Annotated in this window: 28 protein-coding genes and 1 riboswitch; of the genes, 19 read left to right on the top strand and 9 right to left on the bottom strand. The window is 47.6% G+C overall.

Going from position 1 to position 25194, the window contains the following annotated elements; genetic code table 11:
* Nucleotides 1–73: 73 nt before the first annotated feature.
* A complete protein-coding gene (locus KNP93_RS06355) occupies nucleotides 74–955 on the bottom strand; it encodes a DUF1002 domain-containing protein (RefSeq protein ID WP_214853972.1) in 882 nt (293 codons plus the stop codon).
* 190 nt (nucleotides 956–1145) lie between these two features.
* Nucleotides 1146–1251, top strand: a riboswitch (TPP riboswitch).
* Nucleotides 1252–1325: 74 nt separating this feature from the next.
* Between KNP93_RS06355 and tenA the strand changes: the two genes are divergently transcribed.
* A complete protein-coding gene (gene tenA, locus KNP93_RS06350; protein WP_131973164.1) occupies nucleotides 1326–2021 on the top strand; it encodes a thiaminase II in 696 nt (231 codons plus the stop codon).
* 67 nt (nucleotides 2022–2088) lie between these two features.
* On the opposite strand, the gene KNP93_RS06345 is transcribed toward tenA, so the two are convergent.
* A complete protein-coding gene (locus KNP93_RS06345) occupies nucleotides 2089–2862 on the bottom strand; it encodes a sporulation protein (protein WP_131973163.1) in 774 nt (257 codons plus the stop codon).
* Between the two features lie 118 nt (nucleotides 2863–2980).
* Between KNP93_RS06345 and KNP93_RS06340 the strand changes: the two genes are divergently transcribed.
* From KNP93_RS06340 to KNP93_RS06315, 6 genes are all read left to right on the top strand, one after another.
* Nucleotides 2981–4165 (top strand): class I SAM-dependent methyltransferase, encoded by a 1185-nt coding sequence (locus KNP93_RS06340; protein ID WP_214853969.1) that lies wholly within the window; start codon nucleotides 2981–2983, stop codon nucleotides 4163–4165.
* Nucleotides 4166–4199: 34 nt separating this feature from the next.
* Complete coding sequence (locus KNP93_RS06335; protein WP_026828877.1) at nucleotides 4200–4625, top strand: BrxA/BrxB family bacilliredoxin; 426 nt, start codon at nucleotides 4200–4202, stop codon at nucleotides 4623–4625.
* Nucleotides 4626–4909: 284 nt separating this feature from the next.
* Nucleotides 4910–5686, top strand: coding sequence for a transporter substrate-binding domain-containing protein (locus tag KNP93_RS06330; protein ID WP_131503099.1), 777 nt, complete (start codon nucleotides 4910–4912; stop codon nucleotides 5684–5686).
* A 60-nt stretch (nucleotides 5687–5746) separates the two neighbouring features.
* Entirely contained in the window at nucleotides 5747–6403 is a 657-nt protein-coding gene (locus KNP93_RS06325) for an amino acid ABC transporter permease (protein ID WP_131503098.1), read from the top strand.
* 13 nt (nucleotides 6404–6416) lie between these two features.
* Complete coding sequence (locus KNP93_RS06320; RefSeq protein WP_131503185.1) at nucleotides 6417–7139, top strand: amino acid ABC transporter ATP-binding protein; 723 nt, start codon at nucleotides 6417–6419, stop codon at nucleotides 7137–7139.
* A gap of 56 nt (nucleotides 7140–7195) precedes the next feature.
* Nucleotides 7196–7798 carry an HD domain-containing protein gene (locus KNP93_RS06315; RefSeq protein WP_131503097.1) on the top strand — a complete coding sequence of 201 codons (603 nt, stop codon included), beginning with the start codon at nucleotides 7196–7198 and terminating at the stop codon, nucleotides 7796–7798.
* Nucleotides 7799–7845: 47 nt separating this feature from the next.
* Here the strand turns inward: KNP93_RS06315 and KNP93_RS06310 are convergent, their stop codons facing one another.
* From KNP93_RS06310 to KNP93_RS06295, 4 genes are all read right to left on the bottom strand, one after another.
* Nucleotides 7846–8559 (bottom strand): ZIP family metal transporter, encoded by a 714-nt coding sequence (locus KNP93_RS06310; RefSeq protein WP_131503096.1) that lies wholly within the window; start codon nucleotides 8557–8559, stop codon nucleotides 7846–7848.
* Between the two features lie 149 nt (nucleotides 8560–8708).
* A complete protein-coding gene (fadH, locus tag KNP93_RS06305; RefSeq protein WP_214853966.1) occupies nucleotides 8709–9473 on the bottom strand; it encodes a 2,4-dienoyl-CoA reductase in 765 nt (254 codons plus the stop codon).
* 88 nt (nucleotides 9474–9561) lie between these two features.
* On the bottom strand, nucleotides 9562–10497 hold the full coding sequence (locus KNP93_RS06300) for a manganese-dependent inorganic pyrophosphatase (RefSeq protein WP_131503094.1): 936 nt from the start codon (nucleotides 10495–10497) through the stop codon (nucleotides 9562–9564).
* Between the two features lie 56 nt (nucleotides 10498–10553).
* Nucleotides 10554–11639, bottom strand: a complete 1086-nt coding sequence (locus tag KNP93_RS06295; RefSeq protein ID WP_131973159.1) for an N-acetylglucosaminidase — start codon at nucleotides 11637–11639, stop codon at nucleotides 10554–10556.
* 78 nt (nucleotides 11640–11717) lie between these two features.
* Here KNP93_RS06295 and KNP93_RS15865 point away from each other — a divergent pair, with 78 nt between their 5' ends.
* On the top strand, nucleotides 11718–12671 hold the full coding sequence (locus KNP93_RS15865) for an aromatic acid exporter family protein (RefSeq protein WP_131503092.1): 954 nt from the start codon (nucleotides 11718–11720) through the stop codon (nucleotides 12669–12671).
* A 228-nt stretch (nucleotides 12672–12899) separates the two neighbouring features.
* A complete protein-coding gene (locus KNP93_RS06285; RefSeq protein WP_214853965.1) occupies nucleotides 12900–14024 on the top strand; it encodes a M20/M25/M40 family metallo-hydrolase in 1125 nt (374 codons plus the stop codon).
* 57 nt (nucleotides 14025–14081) lie between these two features.
* Here KNP93_RS06285 and KNP93_RS06280 read toward each other — a convergent pair whose 3' ends face one another.
* The gene (locus KNP93_RS06280) at nucleotides 14082–14261 is read right to left on the bottom strand and encodes a hypothetical protein (protein WP_026828866.1); all 180 of its coding nucleotides are present in this window, start codon (nucleotides 14259–14261) and stop codon (nucleotides 14082–14084) included.
* A 107-nt stretch (nucleotides 14262–14368) separates the two neighbouring features.
* Here KNP93_RS06280 and rnz point away from each other — a divergent pair, with 107 nt between their 5' ends.
* The 7 genes from rnz to KNP93_RS06245 are packed head-to-tail and all read left to right on the top strand — an operon-like array spanning nucleotide 14369 to nucleotide 19151.
* Nucleotides 14369–15274: a ribonuclease Z gene (gene rnz, locus KNP93_RS06275; protein ID WP_131503089.1), complete on the top strand. Its 906-nt coding sequence runs from the start codon at nucleotides 14369–14371 to the stop codon at nucleotides 15272–15274.
* Nucleotides 15275–15279: 5 nt separating this feature from the next.
* Nucleotides 15280–16176 (top strand): hypothetical protein, encoded by an 897-nt coding sequence (locus KNP93_RS06270; protein ID WP_131503088.1) that lies wholly within the window; start codon nucleotides 15280–15282, stop codon nucleotides 16174–16176.
* Nucleotides 16173–16583, top strand: coding sequence for a DUF4430 domain-containing protein (locus KNP93_RS06265; protein WP_131503087.1), 411 nt, complete (start codon nucleotides 16173–16175; stop codon nucleotides 16581–16583). The genes KNP93_RS06270 and KNP93_RS06265 overlap by 4 nt, the downstream gene beginning before the upstream one ends.
* Nucleotides 16561–17259, top strand: a complete 699-nt coding sequence (locus KNP93_RS06260; RefSeq protein ID WP_131503086.1) for a hypothetical protein — start codon at nucleotides 16561–16563, stop codon at nucleotides 17257–17259. The genes KNP93_RS06265 and KNP93_RS06260 overlap by 23 nt, the downstream gene beginning before the upstream one ends.
* On the top strand, nucleotides 17222–18187 hold the full coding sequence (locus KNP93_RS06255; protein WP_131973157.1) for an ATP-binding cassette domain-containing protein: 966 nt from the start codon (nucleotides 17222–17224) through the stop codon (nucleotides 18185–18187). The genes KNP93_RS06260 and KNP93_RS06255 overlap by 38 nt, the downstream gene beginning before the upstream one ends.
* Nucleotides 18178–18744: an ECF transporter S component gene (locus KNP93_RS06250; RefSeq protein ID WP_131503084.1), complete on the top strand. Its 567-nt coding sequence runs from the start codon at nucleotides 18178–18180 to the stop codon at nucleotides 18742–18744. Before KNP93_RS06255 ends, KNP93_RS06250 begins: the two co-directional genes overlap by 10 nt.
* A gap of 32 nt (nucleotides 18745–18776) precedes the next feature.
* The gene (locus KNP93_RS06245) at nucleotides 18777–19151 is read left to right on the top strand and encodes a hypothetical protein (RefSeq protein WP_131973156.1); all 375 of its coding nucleotides are present in this window, start codon (nucleotides 18777–18779) and stop codon (nucleotides 19149–19151) included.
* Between the two features lie 62 nt (nucleotides 19152–19213).
* Here the strand turns inward: KNP93_RS06245 and KNP93_RS06240 are convergent, their stop codons facing one another.
* Entirely contained in the window at nucleotides 19214–20026 is an 813-nt protein-coding gene (locus KNP93_RS06240; RefSeq protein WP_214853950.1) for an SDR family NAD(P)-dependent oxidoreductase, read from the bottom strand.
* A gap of 156 nt (nucleotides 20027–20182) precedes the next feature.
* On the opposite strand from KNP93_RS06240, the gene KNP93_RS06235 reads away from it, so the two are divergent.
* Nucleotides 20183–21643 carry an MDR family MFS transporter gene (locus KNP93_RS06235; protein ID WP_214853947.1) on the top strand — a complete coding sequence of 487 codons (1461 nt, stop codon included), beginning with the start codon at nucleotides 20183–20185 and terminating at the stop codon, nucleotides 21641–21643.
* Nucleotides 21644–21697: 54 nt separating this feature from the next.
* On the opposite strand, the gene KNP93_RS06230 is transcribed toward KNP93_RS06235, so the two are convergent.
* Nucleotides 21698–22591, bottom strand: coding sequence for a DMT family transporter (locus KNP93_RS06230; RefSeq protein WP_214853944.1), 894 nt, complete (start codon nucleotides 22589–22591; stop codon nucleotides 21698–21700).
* A gap of 43 nt (nucleotides 22592–22634) precedes the next feature.
* Here KNP93_RS06230 and KNP93_RS06225 point away from each other — a divergent pair, with 43 nt between their 5' ends.
* On the top strand, nucleotides 22635–24752 hold the full coding sequence (locus tag KNP93_RS06225; protein WP_188005272.1) for a DNA topoisomerase III: 2118 nt from the start codon (nucleotides 22635–22637) through the stop codon (nucleotides 24750–24752).
* A complete protein-coding gene (locus KNP93_RS06220) occupies nucleotides 24752–25168 on the top strand; it encodes a hypothetical protein (RefSeq protein WP_131503079.1) in 417 nt (138 codons plus the stop codon). Before KNP93_RS06225 ends, KNP93_RS06220 begins: the two co-directional genes overlap by 1 nt.
* The last annotated feature ends 26 nt before the right edge of the window (nucleotides 25169–25194 follow it).

Raw genomic sequence — 25194 nt, 5'->3', positions numbered from 1 at the left:
ATGTCTCCACACCACCTTTTCCGATTCAATACATCTATTTTACCATGCCTGACAGAAAAGAAAACGTTAATCTTTATTTAAATAAGCCGGCAATCGAGTTGAAGAATGCACTGAAACCATCAAACAACTTCGCAAAAAATCCTTTTGTCTCTTCTGAGGTCGCGAAGGCCTGGATATCTTGTCCGGCATCTTTTAGACCACTCTCGATTTGACCCCAGTTCAGGTCCGCTTGTTCCATTTGATTAAACAGTCCAGTCAACCGGTCCATCTGAGCATCGGATAAATTGATGTTATTGTTTTGGATGACTTGGACGATGACGTTTTCAATCTCGACCTTCGTTTCCGGCTGTTGTTTCGCGATTTCCGCTTTGATTTCATTCATCAAGTCGGCGACTTTATCCGTCCCGACCGTTTTCCCGACATCGGATGTCACAGAGAGTTCTTGCTGGGCAAGGTCTTTTCGTTCATCCGTCAGTTTGATGCCGGTCTCGGCAGATGTTTGATCATACGCTTTCATGATCCCGGTCAAAGCTGAAGTTCCGGTTACCTTGTACGGGGACGTGATCGTAATGTCCGCATCCGTTACACCCGCTGTGACGAGGGCGTTGAGGTACATGTCTTTTGTGACCCAGGTGATGTTTTCGGTCGCGACAGATAATCCATCACCTTTTTCAGCCAACTCAATTTTAGCGGAAGAGTACATGCCGCCACCCCGTTGTGATTGGGGAATGTTTTTCCCGAGATATTTTTCTTCATCGGCAGATGTTGCAATAATCGGAGTAATGCCTTCCGGTGCATTCAAGCGGGACAAGACCCACGATTTATCCTTTGCCCCAAGTGATTCGCCAAGGGTGACGATTGTTTTGTCGACCACTTGTTCAGCAGATGCGGCCGTCGGTAGCAGTAAGGTAGTAGCAAGTAATGCCGAAGCGGTCCATGTCATGGTTTTATTCATAAAAGTTCCTCCATAAGTTAAGTATCAGGTACTAAATTTAGTCTAATCGACCGGCGACAGAAGAGAATCGGTCTCAAGGACGAGCCGTCATCCACCTTCCGTCATGTTCCATTGTACAAAAAAATGGAGTGAAATGACGAGAATGGGTCAATTCCACATCAAATCATGATAAACTCAAAACAAATCAAATAGCGACCACTAGGGGAGTCAGTAGGCTGACTGAGACGACGGAGACGTTCGGACCCTTTGAACCTGATTAAGTTTGGACTTACGGAGGGAAGTGGCGTGGACGATCCTCTTTTTATGGTCTTTTCACGTCATGCCTGACATCAGGTGTGGCGTTTTTTTGATTACAAAAGGGGGAACCAACATGACATTCAGTGAAGAAATCCGGCAAGCGGCAAAACGGTATTGGGACAGTAGCTTTACCCATCCATTCGTGACAGGGATTGCGGATGGAACACTACCAGAAGCAAAATTTCGCCATTACGTCCTACAGGATGCCTATTACTTAAAACATTTCGCGAAAATTCAGGCGCGGGCCGCGTCGAAGGCACAGGACTTCGCGACGATTGCCGAACTCGCGGAACATGCGACGTCGACCTATGCTGCAGAACTCAGTCTGCATCAATCGTTTTTTGAACCGCTTGGGATTTCGGACAAGACACTGGCAGAGTTTGAACCAGCACCGACCGCATATGCGTATATTTCGCATATGCACCATGCAAGTGAAGGGACGCTTGGGGAGACCATCGCTGCGATTTTACCGTGTTACTGGCTTTACTATGAGATTGGACAACAGTTACAGGCAGCGACACCGGCTTCACCGATTTATCAGCAATGGATTGCGACATACAGTTCCGAATGGTTCGAGCGGGTGGTCTTTGAACAGATTGACCGGTTAAATGAGTTGGCAGAGAAGGCGAGTGAACAAGAACGCGTCCGGATGAAACAACATTTCGTCAGAAGCTGTTATTACGAATTGATGTTTTGGCAGATGGGCTGGGCGGAAGAAACGTTTGAACGGCAGTACGAACAGACGATGGAAATGACATCATCCAAGTAAGGAAGGAAATACAAACACCGGATCCGACGATAAGCGGATCCGGTGTTTGTTCTATAGAAAACATCAATCAACTGTGGTGTTCAATCAAATCGGCGAGACGTTGTTTCACGAGTGACGGATTCGTTAAGTCCTGGTTCGATAATGAAAGTTTCGTCATCGTCTCATCGGTTCCTGCCATTTCACTGAACAGCGAACCGAGACTGTGGGCACGGCGGTCGATTTGGACGACGATGTCGATGCCGAACCGGTCTTGCAACAGGATGACTTCGATTTCGTCCAGCTTGTGAGCATAATGAGTACCGCGGGCAGAATACTCAAGTTCCTGCGCGATCGGCAAATCTTTCCGGAAGCGGCCCGGCAATTTCTCTGTATCAGCTTTCTTGAGGCGGAATCCGAGGTTTTCCATCGCTTCAAGGATGACCGATTGGTAGTCATTCGCTTTGACGACGACAGCATCGTGGTCAGAAGGGTCAACCGCCTGCGCGATATCAAGACCCGTCTCGATCCACGACTTCGATTGGCTGACGGAAAGTGGTGTATTAAAAGGGACTTGAAGCGTAAACGGTATTTCCCGTTCGACGTCTGCTTCAATCGTAAACGGGGCTTCATTTAATGCAAACCGGTCCAGTGTGAACGTCGTGAATGCCGTGCTGTCCCCGACTTCTTGTTTGTACTGGGTATTGAAGGCGAGATAAATCCGGGCGATTTCCTGATCGACGTTACCGCCCTTAATATGAACGACTCCTTGAATCGTTCCACCGGGTTCACAGTGATCTTGTTCGAGTCGTGTATCGACCGTTGCGGCACCAATGCCGATTTGTGAAAGAATTTTTTTGAACATGTTGTGTTCCTCCTTTAAATTAAGTATGACGACTAAAAATAAAGCTTGCTTGCTTGTCGAACGCGGGTGAATTTGCTACAGTTTCGAAAGACCAAACAAAAAAAGGACGGGACGATACGTGGAACTAGACCAATTAAAAGACCTGCTCACTGAAAAACTGCAGGCAACTTCACTCATACACGCGACGATTAGTGGTCCGCGCCAAAAATCAAACGATCTGCGTCGAATCAAGTTAAAACCGATTCTACTTAGAGATACGTATGCAATCCAGTTAGAGTTTCAACATGAACGGATCATTAAGCATGAGAATTTAAGTATAGAAGAATTTATTTTGCGAATGGACGACTATTTTAACGAATTTCGTCAATTTTTATTCCGTTTCGAGACGGAAGAAGTCCAGTTCCAACTCTCGAAGAAAATGAAAGTTTCACTGAAGACGACAGGCAAGGAACCGGTAAAGGCCGAACTGTCTCACAATCGAAAGAAAAGCCATTTGTTAGAAGACGGCGTGCCGGTACCGTTTTTGATTCGTCTTGGTGTAATGACGGAAGAAGGACAGGTCAAGCGTCAAAAATATGATAAGTTTAAACAAATCAATCGTTTTCTTGAATTCGTCGAAGACAGTATCGCAGTATTGCCGCAAGGGCGTACGTTACGGATTTTGGATTTTGGATGCGGTAAATCGTATCTGACGTTTGCTCTCTATCATTACTTGAAAATCGTCAAGGGATTTGATTTAAATATCACCGGTCTTGATCTCAAAAAAGAAGTCATCGAGGATTGTACAGCCATCGCTGCTGATTTAGGGTATGATGATTTATCGTTCCGTGTCGGTGATGTCCATGATTACGACCAGGATACGGAAGTTGATTTAATGGTGACGCTACATGCTTGTGACGTTGCGACGGATGTCGCGCTTGCCCGGGCAGTCGACTGGAATGCATCGGTCATTCTCAGTGTCCCGTGTTGTCAGAAGGAGTTGAACCGTCAGCTGGACTGTTCACCGCTTGACGTCATGCTGCAACATGGATTGATTCAAGAAAAGTTTGCTTCGCTCGCAACGGATTCCATCCGGGCAGAGTTGTTGACATTGGTCGGCTACGATACGCAACTGCTTGAGTTCATTGATTTAGAAAACACGCCGAAAAATATCTTGATTCGGGCTTATAAAAATCCGAAGCAACCAACGGAAGAAAAAATTGACCGGTATATCGCTTTCCGAGACCTGTTACACGCTAAACCGTATTTAGAACGTGAATTGAGCGGCAGACTTGGACAGATTTCACCGAAACTCGTACAATAAAGAAGACAACGATTTAAAGGGGGAAACAAATACAATGGATTTCCAAATGTATTTTGAAGATGTCGTTCAAACGGCACGTAAAGAAGCAGCAGCTGCTGGTTTTGAAGAATTAACGACGGTCGAGAGCGTCGATGAAGCGATGAAGCGTGACGGTTTGACGCTTGTCCTCGTCAATTCGGTGTGCGGATGTGCCGGTGGGATTGCTCGTCCGGCTGCCGCTTACATCAACCGGATGGAAGGTGTAAAACCGGATCATTTCGTGACGGTATTTGCAGGGCAAGACCGGGAAGCAACAGATCGGGCGCGTGAATACTTCGAAGGATATCCGCCATCATCGCCATCATTCGCATTGATGCAAGATGGAAACATCCTGTCGATGGTCGAACGGTTTGACATCGAATCGTTTACTGCAGAAGAAGTCGTCGAAAAGTTAGAGTCATTGATTGAAATCTACGCGTAACAGTGAAAAAGAGGCTAACGTGAAAACGTTGGTCTTTATTTGTTTGAACAGGAATAATACAAAAATAAATGTAAGCGATAACAAAAATAGTATTGATCAAAGAAAGCGAATAAATTCAGGTTTTATGCACTATTTTCATATTTTTATGCTTTACAATGAATAAATATTCGTATATTCTAAAAGCAATAAATCAGGTCGAACTTTTTAGTATTGAATTAGAAAAAAACATAAGTCATACTATTGTTAAAGTTCTGACAATTGAGCGTTGGAAGGGGAATTTATTGATGAAGAAACTAGTAGCAACGGCAATGGCAGGAATTCTCGCAGTCACGATGGCAGCATGTGGGGCCTCGGAGGAATCAAAAGGCGACACGACGAAGAAGAACGATAAAGTATTGACGATGGGAACATCAGCGGATTACTTCCCGTTCGAGTATATCGATACAGCGAAAGGTGATGACATCGTCGGGTTTGATGTAGCAATCGCCAAAGAAGTCACAAAAAATCTCGGTTACGAGTTGAAAATCGAAGACATGGAGTTCGGAAGCCTGCTCGGAGCACTCAGTGCAGGACGTGTTGATTTCGTCATGGCAGGTATGACGCCGACAGACGAGCGGAAGAAAAATGCCGATTTTACGGATATCTACTTCCAGTCAAAAAACCTTGTCATGACGAAGGATAAAGCGATCGCGGCAGATGATGAATTAAAAGGCAAGAAAGTAGGTGTCCAGCTCGGATCAATCCAGGAAGCATTAGCGAAAGACCGGTACAAAGACAGTGAAGCGGTCTCGTTAAACAAGATTCCAGAAATCATTCAAGAATTGAACACAGGCCGGATCGACGCGCTGATCATTGAAGACGCCGTCGCCGTCAAATATATGGATCAAGACGAGTCATTGAAGACATACGAAATCAAGGAAGACGGACCAACCGGTTCTGCTGTCGCCTTCAAAAAAGGAGACAAGATGCGTGACGACTTCAACAAAGAGTTGAAGAAGATGATCGACAACGGAGACATCGACAAACTCGCAGAAGAATGGTTCCAAAAAGAAGCAAAATAAGAGTAGTGCATAGGGGTGGGGGTAACCTCATCCCTTTTGTGCGACGTTAGGAGATTGGTTATGATAGACTTTACAAAGATTCAAGATTCAATCCCATATATTCTGCAAGGAATTCCGGTTCTGTTTCAAGTCGTCATCGTCGCAGCAATTGCCGGGATGCTGATCGGAATCGTAGTCGCAGCGCTGAAGATTACAAAAAGTATGTTTCTTCGATTCCTAGGTCATGCCTATACGGCAGTCTTCCGCGGAACACCATTGATCTTGCAACTGGCGATCATTCATTTTGGATTGCCGCAGTTGACAGGGTATGTAACAACAGGCTATCAATCCGCCATCATCGCCTTTTCCCTAAACTCCGGTGCCTATATCTCGGAGATTATCCGGGCCGGAATTCAAGCGGTCGACCGGGGACAATGGGAAGCTGCGGATGCCCTCGGGATTCCTTACATGAAACAGTTACGGTCGATCATCTTGCCGCAAGCATTTAAAAACATCTTACCGGCCATCATGAATGAATTGATCACCTTAACAAAAGAATCCGCTTTGATTTCGACGGTTGGTGTACTCGATGTCATGCGCCGGGCACAGGTCGTCGGTGGAGAAAAAGCCTTGTATTTTGAACCGTTATTGTTTGCGGGGTTCGTCTATTTCGTACTTGTCATGGGATTGTCCTTGATTGGTCAACAAGTCGAAAAAGCTATGAGAAAGAGTGGTTAATCAGATGGAACCTATGATTCAAGTGACTGATCTGTATAAGCAGTTCGGAAAATTAGAAGTCTTAAAAGGGATCACGACGACGGTCGGACGCGGAGAAGTGGTTGCCGTCATCGGTCCGTCGGGATCCGGTAAATCAACGTTTTTACGTTGTATCAATCTGTTGGAACAGCCTACAAGCGGGACGATTAATGTCGATGGATTTGAACTGACGAAACCAAAAGCGAATATCGCGAAAGCGCGTCAAAACATCGGTATGGTCTTCCAACAGTTTAATCTTTTCCCGCATAAGTCTGTGCTCGATAACCTGATTTACGCACCAATCAACGTGTTAGGTCTTTCAAAAGACGCGGCTGTCAAGCGGGCGGAAGTGTTGCTTGATCGGGTCGGTTTGGCCGAAAAACGGGACAACTTCCCGAACCAGCTGTCAGGCGGTCAAAAACAACGGGTCGCCATTGCCCGGGCGCTGGCGATGGAACCAAATGTCATGCTGTTTGACGAGCCGACATCGGCCCTTGATCCGGAAATGGTCAACGAAGTACTGGATGTCATGAAACAGCTCGCCGAAAGCGGAATGACGATGGTCATCGTTACGCACGAAATGGGCTTCGCAAAAGAAGTCGCAGATCGTGTCCTGTTCCTGGATGAGGGTATTTTGATGGAAGAGGGCAGTCCGGTGGAACTGTTTGACCATCCGAAAACGGATCGGGCAAAAAAATTCCTCGAAAAAGTATTATGATGAAAAGCGTCGACTCGATTAAACGAGTCGGCGTTTTTTGAAAGGGTGATGTTACGTTGTATGAAGAAACCAAAAAATTTGTCGAGAGATTCCATGCAAATGATTTTTCCGGTCATGACTTTGCCCACATCGAACGGGTCCGGATGATGGCGTTACGGATTGCCGAAATCGAAGGAGGCGATGTTCAAATTATTGAACTCGCCGCCCTACTGCACGATGTAGCCGACAGTAAGCTCGGCGGAACGAGTGACAGCGTCGATCAGCATCTACGGCCACTCGTATCGGAACAGGACCGCCTGTATATTCTCGACATCATCAACAGCTTGTCATTTAAAAGGGGTGACCGTCCGCCGATGAAGACGATTGAAGGGAAGATTGTCCAGGATGCAGACCGATTGGATGCGATTGGCGCCATCGGTATCGCCCGGACATTTCAATTTGCCGGTCAATTCAAGGAACCGATGTATGTACCGGGACTCGTTCCCCGCGAGCCGGGTGACCGGACGGGAAAGACGAGTGCCTTACACCATTTCGATGAAAAATTATTCCGCTTAAAAGAGTTGATGAACACGAAGACGGCGAAAATCATCGCTGAAGATCGTCACCAGTATATGCTGGAATTCGTCGAACGGTTCAAACAGGAATGGGAAGGTCGGTAACTAGAACGAAACAGGGATCCGCTCCAAATGGAACGGATCCCTGTTCGTTAACTTAAGATGACAGCTGTAATCAGACCAAGTGAAGCGAACAGACCTACAATCGCACCGCCCTCTTCATGGGCTTCCGGCATCATCGTCGAAGCGAGCATGGCAATGATACCGCCGCTTGCAAAGGCACCGATCATCGCAAACTGCATATCCGGTAATTCCGCTAAAATGGAATAACCGGCAAGGGAGGCAAGTGCGGAAATCAACCAGACGATTCCCCACATGACAAGAATTTTCTTCTTCGAGAAGCCGTCTTTTTGTAAGCCGGTTGTACTCGACAGACCTTCCGGGATGTTACTGACAAAAATCGCTGCGACAAGAGCGGCGCTGACATTTCCGGATAACAAACTGGCACCGATCATGATCGATTCCGGAATCGCATCCAGAATCGTCCCGAAGAAGATTGCCGTTCCTGTACCTTCGTTACCGCCGGACGATCGTTTTCGTTTACTGGCACCACGGGAGGAAACGAACATGTCAAAACCGGTGAACACGAGTGAACCGACGATAAAGGACACACCGACAACCATCGTCGTGGATTTGTTTAAGGCTTCATCCAATAATTCAAACGTCGCCGCCCCGATTAAAATGCCCGTTCCAAACGACATCACATACCCGATCAACCGTTGTTTAAGAGGGATGAACAAACCGATTAATGCCCCGATGACGACAGCCCCTCCTGCGATTGCCCCCCACATAAAAGCGATTCCCATTTCTATATCCTCCTTACTCATAACTATCTGTATTACTATTTTCCTAAAAAAATGATTGATAAACATAGCTAAATGGAAAAATAAGAAGGGGCGGACAGAAAATAATTTAAAAAGTCTCCCGTCGTGGAGACGGAAGACTGAGAAAAGCATCAAAACGGTTGTTTATTTAACCAATGTCCACCGTCGAGGGCGATACATTCCCCATTTAAGTAGCTCGCCTGATCGGACAGCATCCAAGTCGCAAGACCGGCGATTTCTTCCGGTGTCCCGAATCGTCCGAGCGGGACGTTCCGCCGAATCCGTTCCGCATGTTCCGGAGACATGGCGAGTTTATCGGCTCCACCGGTCCGTTCAATCGGTCCGGGACTGATGGCATTGATCCGGGCCCCGTATTTGTAACCCCATTCGACAGCAAGTGTCCGCGTCAGGTTCAGGACGCCGGCTTTTGCAGCGGCACTCGGTGCGACACTTGGACCTGCCTGCCAAGCATATGAGGCGACGATATTCAAGATTTGTCCGCCTGATACATTGTCCTCCTGCCAGCCTTTGACGAGGGCATGCGAACAGTTGAATGTCCCGTTCAAGACGATATCAATGACTGTTTTCCATCCATTTGGCGAAAGTTCATCAGTCGGACAGATGAAATTGCCGGCAGCGTTATTGATCAGTGCTTCAAGTTGTCCGTATTGTTGCCGGGTTTGATTGACAGCAGCGAGGCAAGCGTCCGGATCCCGAACGTCCATTTGAATGACACTGTGTTTTCCGTCAATCGCCTGTAAGTCCTGATCGGTTTGTTGCAACCGTTCGGCATTCCGTCCGGTCACGACGACATTCCAGCCGGCTTCTTTTAAAGCGATGGCCATCGCTTTCCCCATACCGCTCGTGCCGCCGGTGACAAGTACTGTTTTTGTCATGTATAAAACCCCCTTATAAACTGAATGAATAACCATTCAATATAAGTATTCAAAAAAGAAGGAGTAAACTCCTTCTTTTAAACGGAAATTATTCGACTGCTGCTGCTGTATTCGTCAAGACCGGAACAACTTGTTTTTTCCGTGAAACGACACCTTCAAGATAGAGGAGATGATTTGTTGCATCAAGTCCGAAGGCCCGTTCGACCAGTGATGCTTCAGGTCCGAGAACAAGCGCGACCGAGTTGTTCGTCAAGATATCGGTGACGAGCAACATGTACAAGTCCAATTCTTTTTCAGCAATCAAGGATTCGATCCGTGTTTCGAGTTCTGCTTGACGAAGCAAAACTTCTGCCGTATCAACTGTGTTTGCTTGTGCGATTTCGACTTTGAATGGTCCCATCGAAAACTCTTTTGCATCAAGTGCGATCAACTCATCAACCGTTTTCATTGATAAATCAGCACCGGCTTTTAACATATCGAGACCATAGACGTTGGCATCGACGCCGGCAATCGTCGCGAGTTCACGTGCTGCGATGACGTCTTGCTCCGTACATGTCGGCGACTTGAACAGTAACGAGTCGGAAACGATGGCTGACAACATCAGACCGGCGATTTCCGGTTTAATCGCAACACCGTGTTCTTTGTACATTTTGTTTAGGATCGTCGTCGTACAACCAACCGGTTCTGCCCGGTAATAAAGCGGATCAGACGTCTCGAAGTTGGCAATCCGGTGATGATCGATGACTTCCATCACTTTGACGGCATCTATATCATCGGCACTTTGTTGACGTTCATTGTGGTCAACGAGAATGACGTGTTGTGCTTCTTTTGATACTTCTGTCACGAGGCGGGGACGAGCGACTTTGAAGTAATCGAGCGCAAATTGTGTTTCTCCGTTAATTTCACCAAGACGAACGGCTTCAGCATGAACACCGAGCTCTTTTTTTAATTCGGCATAGGCGATGGCCGATGCAATCGTATCCGTGTCCGGATTTTTATGACCAAATACTAAAACTTTTTCCATGTGTATTCACTCCTAAATGATTGATGTCTCGCCCATTAGTGTACCATAAGTCAGTTTTAGACGGCGTTCATTTTCAAGAGGATTCCGGCGATTTTTTCGCTCCAGTACGGATCGGAGGCATAAAAAACGTTCATTCCGCGTGCCTTGTTTCCAAGAAACGGACCGCGGTAATATTTCCCGTCTTTAGCAAGGTAGTCACGGGCGATGAAGCGACCTGTTTGACGGATCGAGTCTTCAAAGGAAGTATAGGCCGTCGCATTTTGACCGGGAGCGATATCCGTTGCATTGACTCCAAAGAGATTAAACTTATCTTTTGCGATGTCGGACCGTCCGTAATCCGATTCATGAATCGCATGGGCGAGTAAATAGGCCGCATTGATTTGATAGGTACGTTCGACTTGCTTAAACGTCTTGCCCGTACCGATCAAAGGACTGTCGGGAGCATTTTTTTTAATGTAGGCATCCAGTTGCTTTGCTGTCAGGGCGGTCGGTTTCCGTAAATCCTGCGTCAACGTTTTGGATTCGACATACTGCATCGTTCGGTCGTCTAACGATGCCGGTGCTTCACCGGCCGTAATTAAACCACCGAGACCGGCATCGGCGACGATATAATGCAAGAGACGCGCGCCTTGTTTTTCATAATAGGACCGATTACTGGATTGTTCGAGCGGATAAAGAGTCAACCGGTCCGAAGCGACATAACCGGTCAGACCGGCAATCTCGACCCGACTGACCGAATCCGTATAGGCAAGTAAAGCGAGTCGGCTGCCGGGCGCGACATACGTATGTCGTTTTTTCAACGCCCGGTCCGAATAAATACTTAAGGTCTGATTTGAATTGACGATTCCAATCCCGCTTCCGGTCAAATAGAGATACCGTTCATCGGACGTCCGTTTGATGGCGCCACGGCGTCCGTTGATAAATGCTTTCGCTTCGGTGACGGAATCGAATTCTTCTTCCTGGATGACTTTTCCGTCCCGGTAGAGTTCCGCGACGTATGGGGAAGCCGGAGGAAGAATGGTTTGAGGTTTATCCCGTAACAACAGGAACAATCCGCAACCGAGTAAGAAAAAAAAGACAAGCCCCTTGAAGGAGCCCGTTCGACGGACCGGGCGAGTAGGGCGAATCGTACGTTTAGTCAAAAAATCACGTCCTTCAAAAAAATCAATCGACAACCTGGGTAAAGAATAGGTAACCTAACAAAGAATGGGGGGAAGTCTGTGTTTATCGGATATCGAACGTTAAAGACCGCTGTCGCAGCGGCACTGGCGATGTGGATTGCGGAAACGATGCAACTGGATTACTACGTTTTTGCAGCCATCATCGCTATTTTGAGCATTCAGGCGACAAGAAAAAAATCATTCCGTTCGTCTTATGAACGGATTATGGCTTCGGTTCTCGCGATCGGACTTGGTTTTGTGATCTTCGAAGTCATCGGATACCGTCCGATTTCCATTGCACTCTATTTCATTTTATTTCTTCCACTGACACAACGCCTCCGCCTACAGGACGGTTTTATCACAAGTGTCGTCATCCTTACCCATCTGTATGTCGCACGCCAATTAAACCTCAGCATCTTTTTAAACGAATTGTATTTGTTGCTGATTGGTGTCGGGGTCGGATTACTCGTTAATATGTACATGCCGAGTCTCGACCGGACGATTGCCGAGCGGCGACTGCAAATCGATCAACGGATTGCCGCCTTGTTCTTCGAAGTGGCCGCAGCGATCGAGACGGGGCGGATCAACCAACATTCGCTGACGCTACATGAGACGGAACGGCTGTTGAAAGAGGGGAAGGATGCTTCCTTGAAACGGATGGGGAATGCCATCGGTCGGCGAAATGATGATGAAGACTATCTGTATTTCCGAATGCGCGAACAACAGTTTGAATTGTTAAGTGGAATCGTCCGCAACGTCGATGATTTAGTCCTTGTCGTAGAAGAAGGAAAAAAAGTCGCCGACCTGTTCCGGACGATTGGCGACAATGTCCGACCCGATGCCGACGCGACACTATTTTTGATGGAACTCAAACGTCTACTCGAAGAATTTCGCGAGTCACCGTTACCGAAGACACGCGATGAGTTCGAAGTCCGGTCCGCTCTGTTGCACATGTTGCAGGAAGCGGAACAGTATTTGAAACTGAAGCAACGATTCGTCGATCAGAAGAGGTAGAACATCGTCGACGCAAAAGTACCGAGTAAGAAAATTGCTAAAATCGTAATCGTGGTCCATTTGATGATCCGTTGTTGTTTTGATGGTTTTGCCATAATAAAACGACTCCTTTCATAGAACGATTGATTATAGCCATTGTACAAACAACGCTTGCGAAGTGCAAATCTGCCTATAGATGGTATACTAAAAAAGCGCTAGTCGAACTGAAAAAATGAGGAGGAATGCAACATGGTGAATGAGCAACGTGTACTTGATACCTTTTTAGAACTGGTCCAGATTGACTCGGAATCAAAAGAGGAAGCACAAATCTGTGCCCACTTAAAAGAAACGTTTACGACACTCGGCTGTGACGTATTCGAAGATGACGCTTCATCCAAAACCGAACATAAAGGAAACAACTTGATCATCACGCTTCCGGCAACAAAAGACGGAGTCGATAAGATTTATTTCACTTCCCATATGGATACGGTTTTTCCGGGACAGGGAATCAAACCAATCATCGAAGACGGATATGTTAAAACCGATGGAACAACGATTCTTGGGGCAGATGATAAAGCGGGACTCGCTTCATTAATCGAACTGGTCCATGTCTTGAACGAAACGAATCAACCGCATGGGAAAATTCAATTCGTCATCACGGTCGGCGAAGAGTCCGGTTTAGTGGGTGCGATGGTTTTGGATCCATCGAAGATTGATGCAGACTACGGTTTTGCTTTGGATTCAGACGGTAAAGTCGGCGATATCATTACGGCTGCACCAACTCAAGCGAAAGTAAATGCAAAAATTTACGGCAAAACAGCTCATGCTGGTGTTGCACCTGAAAAAGGAATCTCTGCCATCACGATTGCAGCAAAAGCAATCGCTAAAATGCCGCTCGGCCGGATCGATGAAGAGACAACGGCGAATGTCGGACGCTTCAGCGGTGGTGGTCCATCGACCAATATCGTCTGTGACTACGTCGAAATCTTTGCGGAAGCACGCTCACTCGTTGCACCTAAAATGGAAGCCCAAACGGCGAAGATGAAAGCGGCGTTCGAAGACGTTGCTGCTGAATTCGGAGGGCGTGCGGAAGTCGAAGTCAAAGTCATGTATCCTGGTTTCAAATTCGAAGACGGCGATCAAGTCGTCGAAGTGGCAAAAGCCGCGATTACACAACTCGGTCGGACACCACGTCTCTTGCATTCTGGTGGGGGATCAGATGCAAACGTGATTGCCGGTTTCGGGATTCCGACCGTCAATTTGGCTGTTGGTTACGAAGATATTCATACGACAAATGAAAAAATGCCGATTGAAGAACTTGTTAAAACGGCAGAATTATGCGTAACGTTAGTCGATTACATCACAAATAAATGATGACAGACTAAAAAGAGTGTACCGCAACGTTGCGGTACACTCTTTGTCGTTGTACGATTAAGTTAATTGTGGACGTTCGAAATATTCCATTGACTCAAGAACAAGTTCTTCCGTACATAGTAAGGTTGTTGCAATATCTTGAATTTGGATTGATTTCCCATACTGTTGCCGATAGTTCTCGTTTAACATCCGGGCACTTTGTACGATTCGTGCATAAGTCCGCTCGATTTTGGTCATGGAAAAACCACCTTTCGAATCAGTATGGGTACAGTTTATCATGCTTCCACTCGAGAAAGGTGTATTTTGTGTATAAAAATTGATAATTTTACGAAAAGGGGAAAAAGATGGAATTTTATTTTTTAGGAACAGGTGCCGGGATGCCGTCCAAACAACGGAATGTTTCATCCATCGCACTGTTACATCCGAAGATGACCTGGTTATTTGATTGCGGTGAAGCAACGCAACATCAGATGTTGCACAGTCCGATCAAACCGCGTAAGGTCAGTACGATTTTCATCACACATCTGCACGGTGATCATATCTTTGGACTACCGGGTTTTATCAGTACCCGGGCTGCACTCGAAGGTACGACGTTGTTGACGATCTATGGACCAAAAGGATTAAAGGAGTGGTTGGAGGCGACATTACGGGTCACCGGGACGTATCTGCGTTATCCGCTCGATATCATTGAAGTCGAGGCAGGCGGGACATACGAACAGGAAGGATTCCGGATCACTGTCGAAGAACTGGAACATCGATTTTTGGCGTACGGTTACCGGATTGAAGGGCAGGAAGAAAAGGGGGCCTTACGCGTCGAAGCGTTACAACAACTAGGCATTCCTTCTGGACCACTCTATCGGCAAATCAAACAGCAGGAAACGTTTGTATTTGAGGGGATCGAACACCGGTCGACTGATTTTCTTGGAGACCCGAAGCCGGGCATCAAGTTGGCGGTGTTAGGAGATACGGTGCCGTGCGACGGGAGTATCCGTTTGGCACAAGAAGTAGATGTCCTTGTGCATGAGGCGACATTTGCTGACTCGGAACAAGACCATGCCGGACGCTTCGGTCATTCGACAGCAAGGCAAGCTGCTGAGATCGCCTTGAAAGCACAGGCTAAAAAACTGTTGTTGACGCATATTTCTGCACGGTATGTCGATCAAGAACAACGGTTGGAAGCGGAGGCGCGGGAAGTATTTGAAGAGTCATACCTCATGACGGATCATCAATCTGTCGTGATTAAGGGGTAAACAACATGGACTTTCTCATCCAATGGTCACTGTTTCTGTTAGCAAGTATCATTCTTGGTTTCTTTTTAGAAAAACGGACGGAAAAGGAACAATATCTTTATTTGAAATTCGTTTTTTATGCATGTTTAGGAGCGGTATCGTTCCCTGTCTATGATATTCAGTTGCCGCTGGGAATTATCTTATTTCTAATTGTTCTGCATCCGAAAAAAAATTCCCGGTACAAACGCTATATGGCCTTATTCGGTTTTCTTTTTTTCCTGCTTCAGCTCATCCTGGGACCGTTCGATACGTTTACGCTCCGGGAAGAGACGCAACAAATGGGTCAGGTCACGATTACGGACGAATCTTTTGATACGCTGATGACGCACATCGACCGTCGGATCGGAGACGACTCGCTGCGACTGGAACAAAGTCAATTGTTGTTTGACCAGGGTGGCAACCTGCGGAATGCAACATTTGAGTTGATCGCGAAAAGTCCGAAGCGTTTCATCCGGTACGAAGTGACCTATCAGGAAGTGACCGGTACATTGACGTACCGTCCCCGGGAAGAAGTATTGACCCGTTCGCTCGAGTCCTACTATCAAAAATTGATCGATGCCTCGACCTCGTTTCAAATGTTGAAGACTTTATCCATCAAGCAGATTCTCCATGAATCGAAGACACCGTATGCCGAGATGGATTTGGATGGTCTGTACGAAACGTTCAGCTTACAGGATGCTACGGTCCTGTTGATTAACGATCAAGGCGAATTGATCCCGTATGTCAATACCGGAGAAGATGTGTTAGCCAACGCGATTCGGTTGACATATCTTCGCTCCGATGGACAATCGTTACGGGAGAAAAAAATACTTTTATACAATTACAGTTTTGAGACCTCAAGACGCAAAGGAGTCGTACGATGAAAAAATGGATATTGATGAGTGGCATTTTCCTGCTTGCAGGATGTGCGGAACAACCGACAGACCAAACTGCTGAAACTAAGGCATGTGAACGTTCGGTCGAAGTATCGGTCGTCAATCATGCGAATGATAAGACATTATATGAAAAAGACATGTGTCTCAAAGCATCTGAGACGGCGCTTGATGCGCTAGAAGAAACGGATCTTCCGGTCGTCAAAACCGGTAAGGGTGAAATGGCATACGTAACGGCCGTTGACGGTATCCGTGAAAAATCAGCCGGAGCAAGCAGTGGCTGGGTATTTGGCGTCAATGACAAACCGGCACAAGTCGGGGCAGGGGCGTACGAACTAAAAGACGGCGACCGTCTGGAATGGCGATTTGAAAAAGATGCAATGGCTTATTTTCAGTAAGGCGGAACGGGAGCGACTTCATCCACTGAATGTCGCTCTTTTTTTAGTGGCGATGTTATCGGTCCCGTTCTTTTTACAGACGCATGTCAGCATGCTGATTGTTTTGACCGGACAATTATTGTTTTTTGTATGGATTCGGCAATGGAGCGTCCTGCGTTACCTGACGTTACCTCTGATTTATATCGGAATGATGTATGCCCCTCTGCTCGTCGGTGCGTCCGTTGATCCATACGGGATTTGGCTGACCGGTCTGACGGTTGCCCTATTCGTGACATCGAGTCAACTGACTTTTACCTTGGTCCGGCTCGAGCAAATGGGTCCGTTATTCCGAATTTTACCGCGACTGACGCGCTTAACGGGGATGGTCCTGGCTATCATCCCCTCGTTGCTCCGTACGTGGCCGGAAGTGAAGATGAGCCACGCCAAACAACCAGTGGCAGAAAAGATGGAACGGGTTGCGTTGTATCATCTGTTACCTGTTGAAGCAGTCCCAAGTCCGTTACGTCGCTTGACGCGTTCTGATCTGTTGATCGGACTTGTGATTACAGGCATGTACATCGCATTATGGTCTCCTGTTGCGGTCGTGTCAGCGTTAGTTTTACCCGGATTAGTGATGTTCTCAAAAGGAGGAATACGGGATGCCTACCATCATTACCGACGAAGAAAGTTCACTTGAACGGTTGGAACAACTGGCTCAGGCAGTTGGAGCCGAAGTGATTCATCCGGACCGTCTGTTGCATGGGCGTGTCCGCGATATGTTAGCGACAACCAGTTTATTTGTCGCAGGTGAACTGGCGACATTACTTGGCTTAGAAGCTTTTTTTGACCGGGAGACAAGTGAACTGTCATCGGGAGAACAGCAACTCGTTTCGCTCGGCTATACATTGTCTGGTTTACCGGAACGGATTTTCTTGGCGGAACCATTTTTATTTTTAGATCAAGTCCGTAAAAACCGCTTGATGCTGTTGTTTGAGGAAATCGAGCGCCGTTTTTCCTGTCACATCACTTATTCCATGGTACACCAACCACGACTAAAACAGCAGAGCGGAACGGGACCGGTCAAAGGAAGGGTCATCGACGAGATGTCACGCATCCGGCACCGCTATCCGTTGCAGTCAAAATACGCTTTGCTAGTCGAACAGATGTCGTTTCGGTTAGGAGAACGGGTAGCCTTGATTGGGGCCAACGGAAGTGGGAAATCAACTTTGTTACGTCTGTTACTCGGTGTTGACCGGCCGCTTTACGGCAAGGTCAAGCGAACCGGGGAAAAATGTTATGTTCCGGCACATCCGGCCTTGGCACCTGTCCTCGACAAGCCGGCCGCTACTTTTTCCGAGCAAAAACAACAATTGATGGAACGGCTTGCCTGGACGGAAGAAGCCTGTTATTTTGATGAACCGACGGCGGGTTTAACCAATCAGCAACGCTCTGATTTTATTCAAACCATGCTAAATCATCCGGACAAGTTGATTATTCTTGCTACACACGATCCCGACCTGATTTTTTGTGCGACCCGTGTCGTGTATCTTGTCCAGGGCGAGATTGCCTTTGATGGTCCGGCGTCGCTGTTCATCGAGCAAAGCAGGTTGTACGAATGGAACTGATCGGCGCAGCAGTCCTCCTCATCAGTTTAATTGTACTTTGTTTCGAGAAACGTCCGATTTCAGAGTCGATGCTTCGGTTCATCGCACTGGTCACGGCAGCGGCGATTGTCGGAAGGCTGATTTTTGCAAGTATTCCGAATGTCCAGCCGGCGACTGCACTGATTCTCTTGGTTGCAGCCTGTATAGGACCGATTTCCGGTACAATCGTCGGGATGCTCGTTGTCGTCTTGACGAGTTTATTTTTAGGAAGCGGTCCCTTTGTGTTATTCCAAATCGTGGCGTACATGGTCGTCAGTCTTCTCTGTGTCTTACCGGGTATGCGAACGAGATGGGTCTTAACCATCTATGGACTGGCGGCAGGTTTTTTTTATGGCTGGATCAGCAATTTAGGTTTTCTGATTTTTACCGATTTTTCGCGAGAAGCGTTTTGGACACTGCTCTTGACGGGAGGTCTGTTTGATTTAGTACACGGCGTTTCAAATGCCGTATTCATCTGGTTGTTGTATCCGATTTTTTTGCGGATTTTGCACTCGTTTGTTGGAAATGAGGGTACATGATAAGTAATCCCATTCGATTGGAGTGAAGCGTGATGCTTAGTTCGCCGCTGTCCATAACGTATCTCGTCGGGTTGTTACTTATTGCGGGTTTGGGTCTGGCATTTGGAAGTATCTTATTGTTGAAGGGAACGGTTCGGGGGCGTTATGCAGGATTTTATTTACTGGCAGCAGCCATTTTCCCCGGAGCGATGCTGATTACTTCCGTCGAAGGCGGACTGGTCGGACATCTCTTTTTTGAGAAAGAATTGTTCCTGTCGATTGTCGCCTGGTTGTTAGTCCTGTCGAGTGGTTACCTCGTCATGGTGACGGGCGCTGTCACGCTTCGGTACGTGTACCGTTATACCTCTATTCCGAAAAACGTTCAAAAATGGATGACGGACCATTTTCATCGTCCGAAACCAAATTAAACGAAACAAGACGTCCATCGCTTTCCGGAAAGGAAAGGATGGACGTCTTGTTTTGTTTCGGATTAGTTGGAAACAGCGAATTCTTCGACCGGTGTCTCTTGTTGTTGCTGATCCGGATTTTGAATTCGTCCAGTCACTTCCGTTAGGAGACGGCGGGGCAACAGTTTAGCGAACGTCACCATGGCGCGGTTACTTGCTCCCGGTACGACGACACGTTTTCCTTTTAACGTTCCCCGGTATCCGGCAAAGGCGACGAGGTGAGACGGCATGCTTTTAAAAGGTAATGTGATTTGGGCACGATCAAAGAAGTTCGTATCCGTTGGTCCCGGGCAAAGGCAGGTGACCGTGACACCTGAACCGTCGAGCTCGGAAGCGAGTGCTTCGGACAACGATAAGACATACGCTTTAGTGGCATAGTAGACGCTCATATACGGTCCCGGCATGAAGGAGGCAACAGAGGCAACGTTCAGGATACGGCCGAATCCGCGATCAAGCATGCCCGGTACTAAACGTTTTGTCAGTTCCGTCAAGGCGACGACGTTGACGTGAATCGAATTTAAATCTTCTGACGGATCGATTTCCGCGAAACGGCCTGATGTCGCAAAGCCGGCATTGTTGAACAATAAATCAACCGTCAGTTCATGTTCCTCGAGGAAACTGAGCACACGGGAGACGCTGTCTGCTTGTGAGAGATCGACAGCGAATGTGTACGCCTTGATTTGGTAACGTTTTTCAAGAACATTTTTCAGCTCGGTCAGTTTCTTTTCGTTGCGGGCAATCAACACACAATCAAACCCGTCGCGTGCCGCCAATACGGCCAAATCAAGACCGATCCCACCGGAAGCACCTGTAATCAAAGCAGTTTTTCGTAACATGTCATACTCCTCCATTCAATTGATGACTCATTCTCTAATCTTTATCATTCCCTATTGTTCCCTTGATTCCTGCTTGATAAGCATCTCCTTTTAGAAGTCCGGTCATTCACTGTATGATAAGAGAATGGTACAAACACAGAAAGCGAGCTGAGTGTCTTGAGGAAAAATGTCACGATTGCCTTATTATTAGCTACATTTTTGGCAGCGATTGAAGGAACGATTGTTGCGACGGCAACGCCCGTCATGGCGAGTGAGTTAAACGGTGCTAAACTCGTCAGTTGGATTTTTGCCGGATTCTTACTGTTCATGGCGGTATCGACACCGATTTACGGAAAGATGGCAGATTTGTACGGAAGAAAACGAGTCCTGTTGTTTGGAATCGGAGTTTTCACGGTCGCATCGCTTGCGTGTGGACTGGCGCAAACGATGGAAACGCTGATTCTGTTCCGTGCCGCGCAAGGAATTGGGGCCGGAGCCGTCCTGCCGATTGCGATGACGATCATCGGGGATTTGTATACATACGAGGAACGCGGGAAAATCCAAGGCGTTTTAAGTGCAGTTTGGGGAATCTCCGGTGTTGCCGGTCCGCTGGTCGGCGGGTTTTTAGTCGAGACGTTATCATGGCGCTATATCTTTTTGTTGAATGTTCCGTTTGCTTTGATTTCCTTTATTATGATCGTCCTGTTTTATAAAGAAAATGTTACCGAAACGTCACGTAAGATTGATTACCGGGGAGCGATTTTATTTGCGACCGGGATGAGTGCCTTACTGTACGGGTTACTTTCGGGAAGTGAAGCTGAAACCTTTGCCGAACCGCTGATTTTAATCAGTTTTGCGGTCAGTCTGGTCCTGTTGTTTTGGTTTTACCGGGTCGAGAAAAAAGCAGCTGACCCATTATTGCCACCTGCGGTCATCCGTCACCCCGTCATTCTCGTCATCAATCTGGCCGTCTTCTTTTCTGCCTGGGTACTTGTCTCGATGTCGGCATATATCCCGATTTTTGCGCAAGGTGTTCTCGGGAAAAGTCCGACCGAAGCCGGCTTCATGCTGATGCCGTTATCGTTGTTTTGGACACTGACGGCAATCGTTGGCGGACGTACGATTGGCATCGCCTCACCACGCTACCGGACGATGACCGGAATGGGATTACTCGTCATCGGAATGGCAATTTTAATCGGAATCGGACGGGAATCAAGTGACGTTTTCATTTATTTGGCTGTTTCGTTGATTGGAATCGGTTTTGGACTGGCGCAACCGGTCTTCATGGTTGTCTTGCAGACATCGGTCGACTGGTCACTCCGTGGATCGGCGACTGCCGTCAACTCATTTTTGAGTACGACCGGTCAAACGCTTGGTGTGGCGATCTTCGGGACGTTATTTAACGTCTCGATCATCCAGGCCTTTTCCGACTCAAAACTATTGAACGGCTATTCGATTGATCCGTTTTTTCAATCCGGTACCGCATCGCGTTATGGAACGGATGTTCAGACAGCAGCGGAGCAGGCACTGGCAAATGGGTTGCATCTCGTCTTCATTGGCGGACTTATCTGCGCCATCCTCGCCTTTTTCATGACATTCCGTCTGCCGAAAGTCCGTCCGGAAGATCCGACGAATTAAAAAATACCAGTCAGACAATCTTCTAACAGAAGACTGCTGACTGGTATTTATTTTTTATTCCGCCGTCGTCGCGGCATTTTGTTTGGCGAATTGTTCCCGGATATCCCGTTCATTCCGCCGGAGGAACAGACCGATTCCGACGAGAAGTAAGGCGGCACCGGTAATTTGAATCCAAGTCAACGATTCCTGGAACAGGAAATAACCGAAAATCATGCCCCAGACGGCTTCACCGAGAATCGTAATGCTGACGATACTGGCACTGACACGCGACAAGGCCCAGTTAAACAGGTTGTGACCAAGCAGCGTCGGGAAGACAGCGAGTAAAATATAGATGCGCCAATCGATTTGGAAAGAAGCGACCAGATTGACGGACTGAATGAGCGAGAACAGTAACAAGACGACGGAAGACACGGCATAGACACCGAACGAATACGTATTCGTCGAGACACTCGTCCGGACGTGCTGACCGAGCAGCCAGTAACCGGCGACAAGGATCGTCGCGAGCAGGGCCAGTCCGTCTCCGATCAGCGCTCTTGGACCGACCGCGATATCACCATAAGCGACAAGTCCGCCGCCGAGCAACGCGACACCGACGAAAAAGAGGGCTTTTCGTGACGGGTGTTGTTTAAAGAAGACAGCGTTCCCGATCAAAACGAAAATCGGACTCGCGGTTACGAAGAGCGTCGAGCTGGCAACTGTCGTATAATCAAGGGACAGGAACCACAGCCAAAAATGACCGGCTAAGAGAATTCCGCTTAAAATCATATGTCGGATTGTCGTTGAACTGAGACTAAGTAATTCTTTCAGATGAATCAACGGTAACAGCAAGAGCGTCGAAAACAACATCCGGAAAAAAGCGACGGCTTCGATCGGGGTTTCGGCCCATTTAACAAAAATTGCAGATGTCGAGATAAAAAAGAGAGCCATGAATAAAGTGAAATAGGGCATGTTAACCTCCGCGTGTCTGAAGTAAGGAAAAGAGGGTGAATCAATGCAATTAATCATTGCGGAAAAACCGAAACAAGCTGAAAAACTGGCAGCACCGTATCCATCGGTCAAACGGGACGGATATATTGAAATCAAACCATGTGACCGGTTTCCGGCAGGAGCGAAACTGGCGTATGCCGTCGGACATTTATGTGAGCTGCAGGAACCGGCGCATTATGACGCCAAATGGAAACGATGGAACTATGATCATCTCCCGATTATTCCGGAACGGTTTGACTACCGGTTATCCCGCGGAAAAAGCAAAGCGTTCCAAGTCATCAAGAAATTACTGAACGAACGGACGACGACTTCCATCATTATAGCATCGGATGCCGAGCGAGAGGGAGAGGCAATCGTCCGATTGATTCTCCGGCTGGCGAACAATGCGAAACCGATTCAACGTCTTTGGATTTCCAGTCTGACACCGCAGGCCGTCGATCACGGTTTTGCTCATCTACTGGATGGTAAGGAAACCGAAAATCTGTTTCATGAAGCGATGAGCCGTGCCTGTGCCGATTGGTTGATCGGGATGAATGCTTCCCGTGCCTATACGACGCTGCTCAAGAAAAAAGGCATCGTTGACGTCTTTTCACTGGGGCGGGTCCAGACGCCGACATTATCCTTGATCGTCGAACGGGAAAAGCAGATTGAGAATTTCCGTCCGGAAACGTTTTTTGAAGTCGAGGCGGACTTTACCCGGTATAAAGGGAAGTACATCAATGCTAAAAAACAAACGAAGCTTACAGAACGGAGCCTCGCAGAAGCAATTGTCGCCCGAACAACAGGAAACGGTACCGTAGCAGCGGTCGAAAAGACGGAACAAGTCGAAAAACCGCCGTTCTGGTTCAGTTTGTCATTGTTGCAAACGGAAGCGAGCCGGCGTTTCGGACTCGGCGCAAAGGAAACGCTTGATATTGCGCAAAAACTGTATATCCGGGGCTGGATCAGTTATCCGCGGACGGATTCATCCTTTGTCTCAAAAGATGAAGCCGGTCAGTTCCCGACGATTTTAAAACGACTTCTGAAACAGCCGGAGTATACCGAACTGACGGATATCGTGACGAACAACATTACGAACAATAAACGGTACGTCAATTCAGCGAAGGTCAGCGATCATTATGCGATCATCCCGACGGAAGAAGCGGGAGCTGTTGCGAAACTGACAGGACGTGATGCACAAGTCTACGATTTGATCGTCCGTCGTTTCCTGGCGGCGTTTGCCCCGGATGCCCGGTCGGAAAAAACGGAAATCATCACGGAACGGGAACAGGACCGCTTCATCACAAAAGGCAGCCGGTCGCTTGAGTTAGGATTCAAGAAAGTCTTGAAGATTGAAGCGAAAGAGCAGGAACTGCCGGCACTTGAAATCGGACAAAAGATGCCGATTAAAAGCGCGAAGTTACTCGAGAAACAAACGGAACCGCCAAAACGCTACACGGAAGGAACTTTGATTCTCGGGATGAAAACGGCCGGAAAAGTGCTTGAAAATGAACTTCAAGCCATCATGAAGGAAATCGAGGGACTGGGAACGGAGGCGACCCGAGCCGGTATCATTGACGGGTTGAAACGACGTGAATACATTCAAGTGAAGAAAAAAGAACTGTATCCGACAGCGAAAGGCCGGATTCTGATTGAAGCTGTCAGCGGAAGTATTCTCGCCTCGCCGGAGATGACGGCGAAATGGGAAAGCCGGCTCGACCAAATCGGGAAGGGTGAGGCTTCAGCGGCCCAGTTCGTTGATCAAGCGAAGAAGCTGTCGCAACATTTAGTCCAGGATGCGAAAACACGGGTCGAACAATTGGAAGTCGATCCGACCCAGGTACCGGCAAAACGGGCGCGGGGCGCAACGAACCGGCCGGTTGGCATCTGTCCGGTCTGTCAGGCAGAGTTGCTCGATCGGGGCAAGTTTTACGGGTGTAGTGCCTATCAGAAGAACAATTGCGGGTTTACCCTGCCGAAGACGATTCTCGGGGCGCGCCTGACGCAAACCGAACTGAAAAAAATGCTCGCGAACGGCAAAACAAAGCCGCTTGAGATGAAAAAAAACGGTCGGACCTTCCAGGCGATGCTGTATTTGGAACAACACCAATTGAAATTTGAGTTTGTGAAGGGAGAAGCTTGATGCATTACGATTTGATGGAAAATAGAACCTTTATACCGATGTTTGAACAATTTTTAAAAGAAGGGACAAAACTGACGGTCTGGTTTCCGAACGAAGTGACGATTGGACAAGCGGATGCCTTGATCGAGGAAGCGGAGGAATTATTCGGAGTGACGGCAGAAGTCATCGATGATCCCCAATCGTTTGGGAAATCATTATTGTTACCGTATTTGACGGAACGGGAAACCCGGGAAGACGATTTCGTCCGCTATGAAACGGTCATGACGGAAGAAGTGAAGGCCATCTTACGGGAAATCACCTTACCGATGATGGCGGACGGTGACTTTGCCGTCCTGTATTCTTACCGGATTGATGCCCCGAACGGTTTTTTGTTTGTTGAAGATTGGTTTAATGCGGAAGTTTCCTTAGAAACTTAACAAAAAACGGAAACCCTTCTTGTTCG

Source organism: Exiguobacterium sp. s166, assembly GCF_018618855.1.
Classification (GTDB): domain Bacteria; phylum Bacillota; class Bacilli; order Exiguobacteriales; family Exiguobacteriaceae; genus Exiguobacterium_A.
This window is presented reverse-complemented; position numbering and strand designations above follow the sequence as displayed.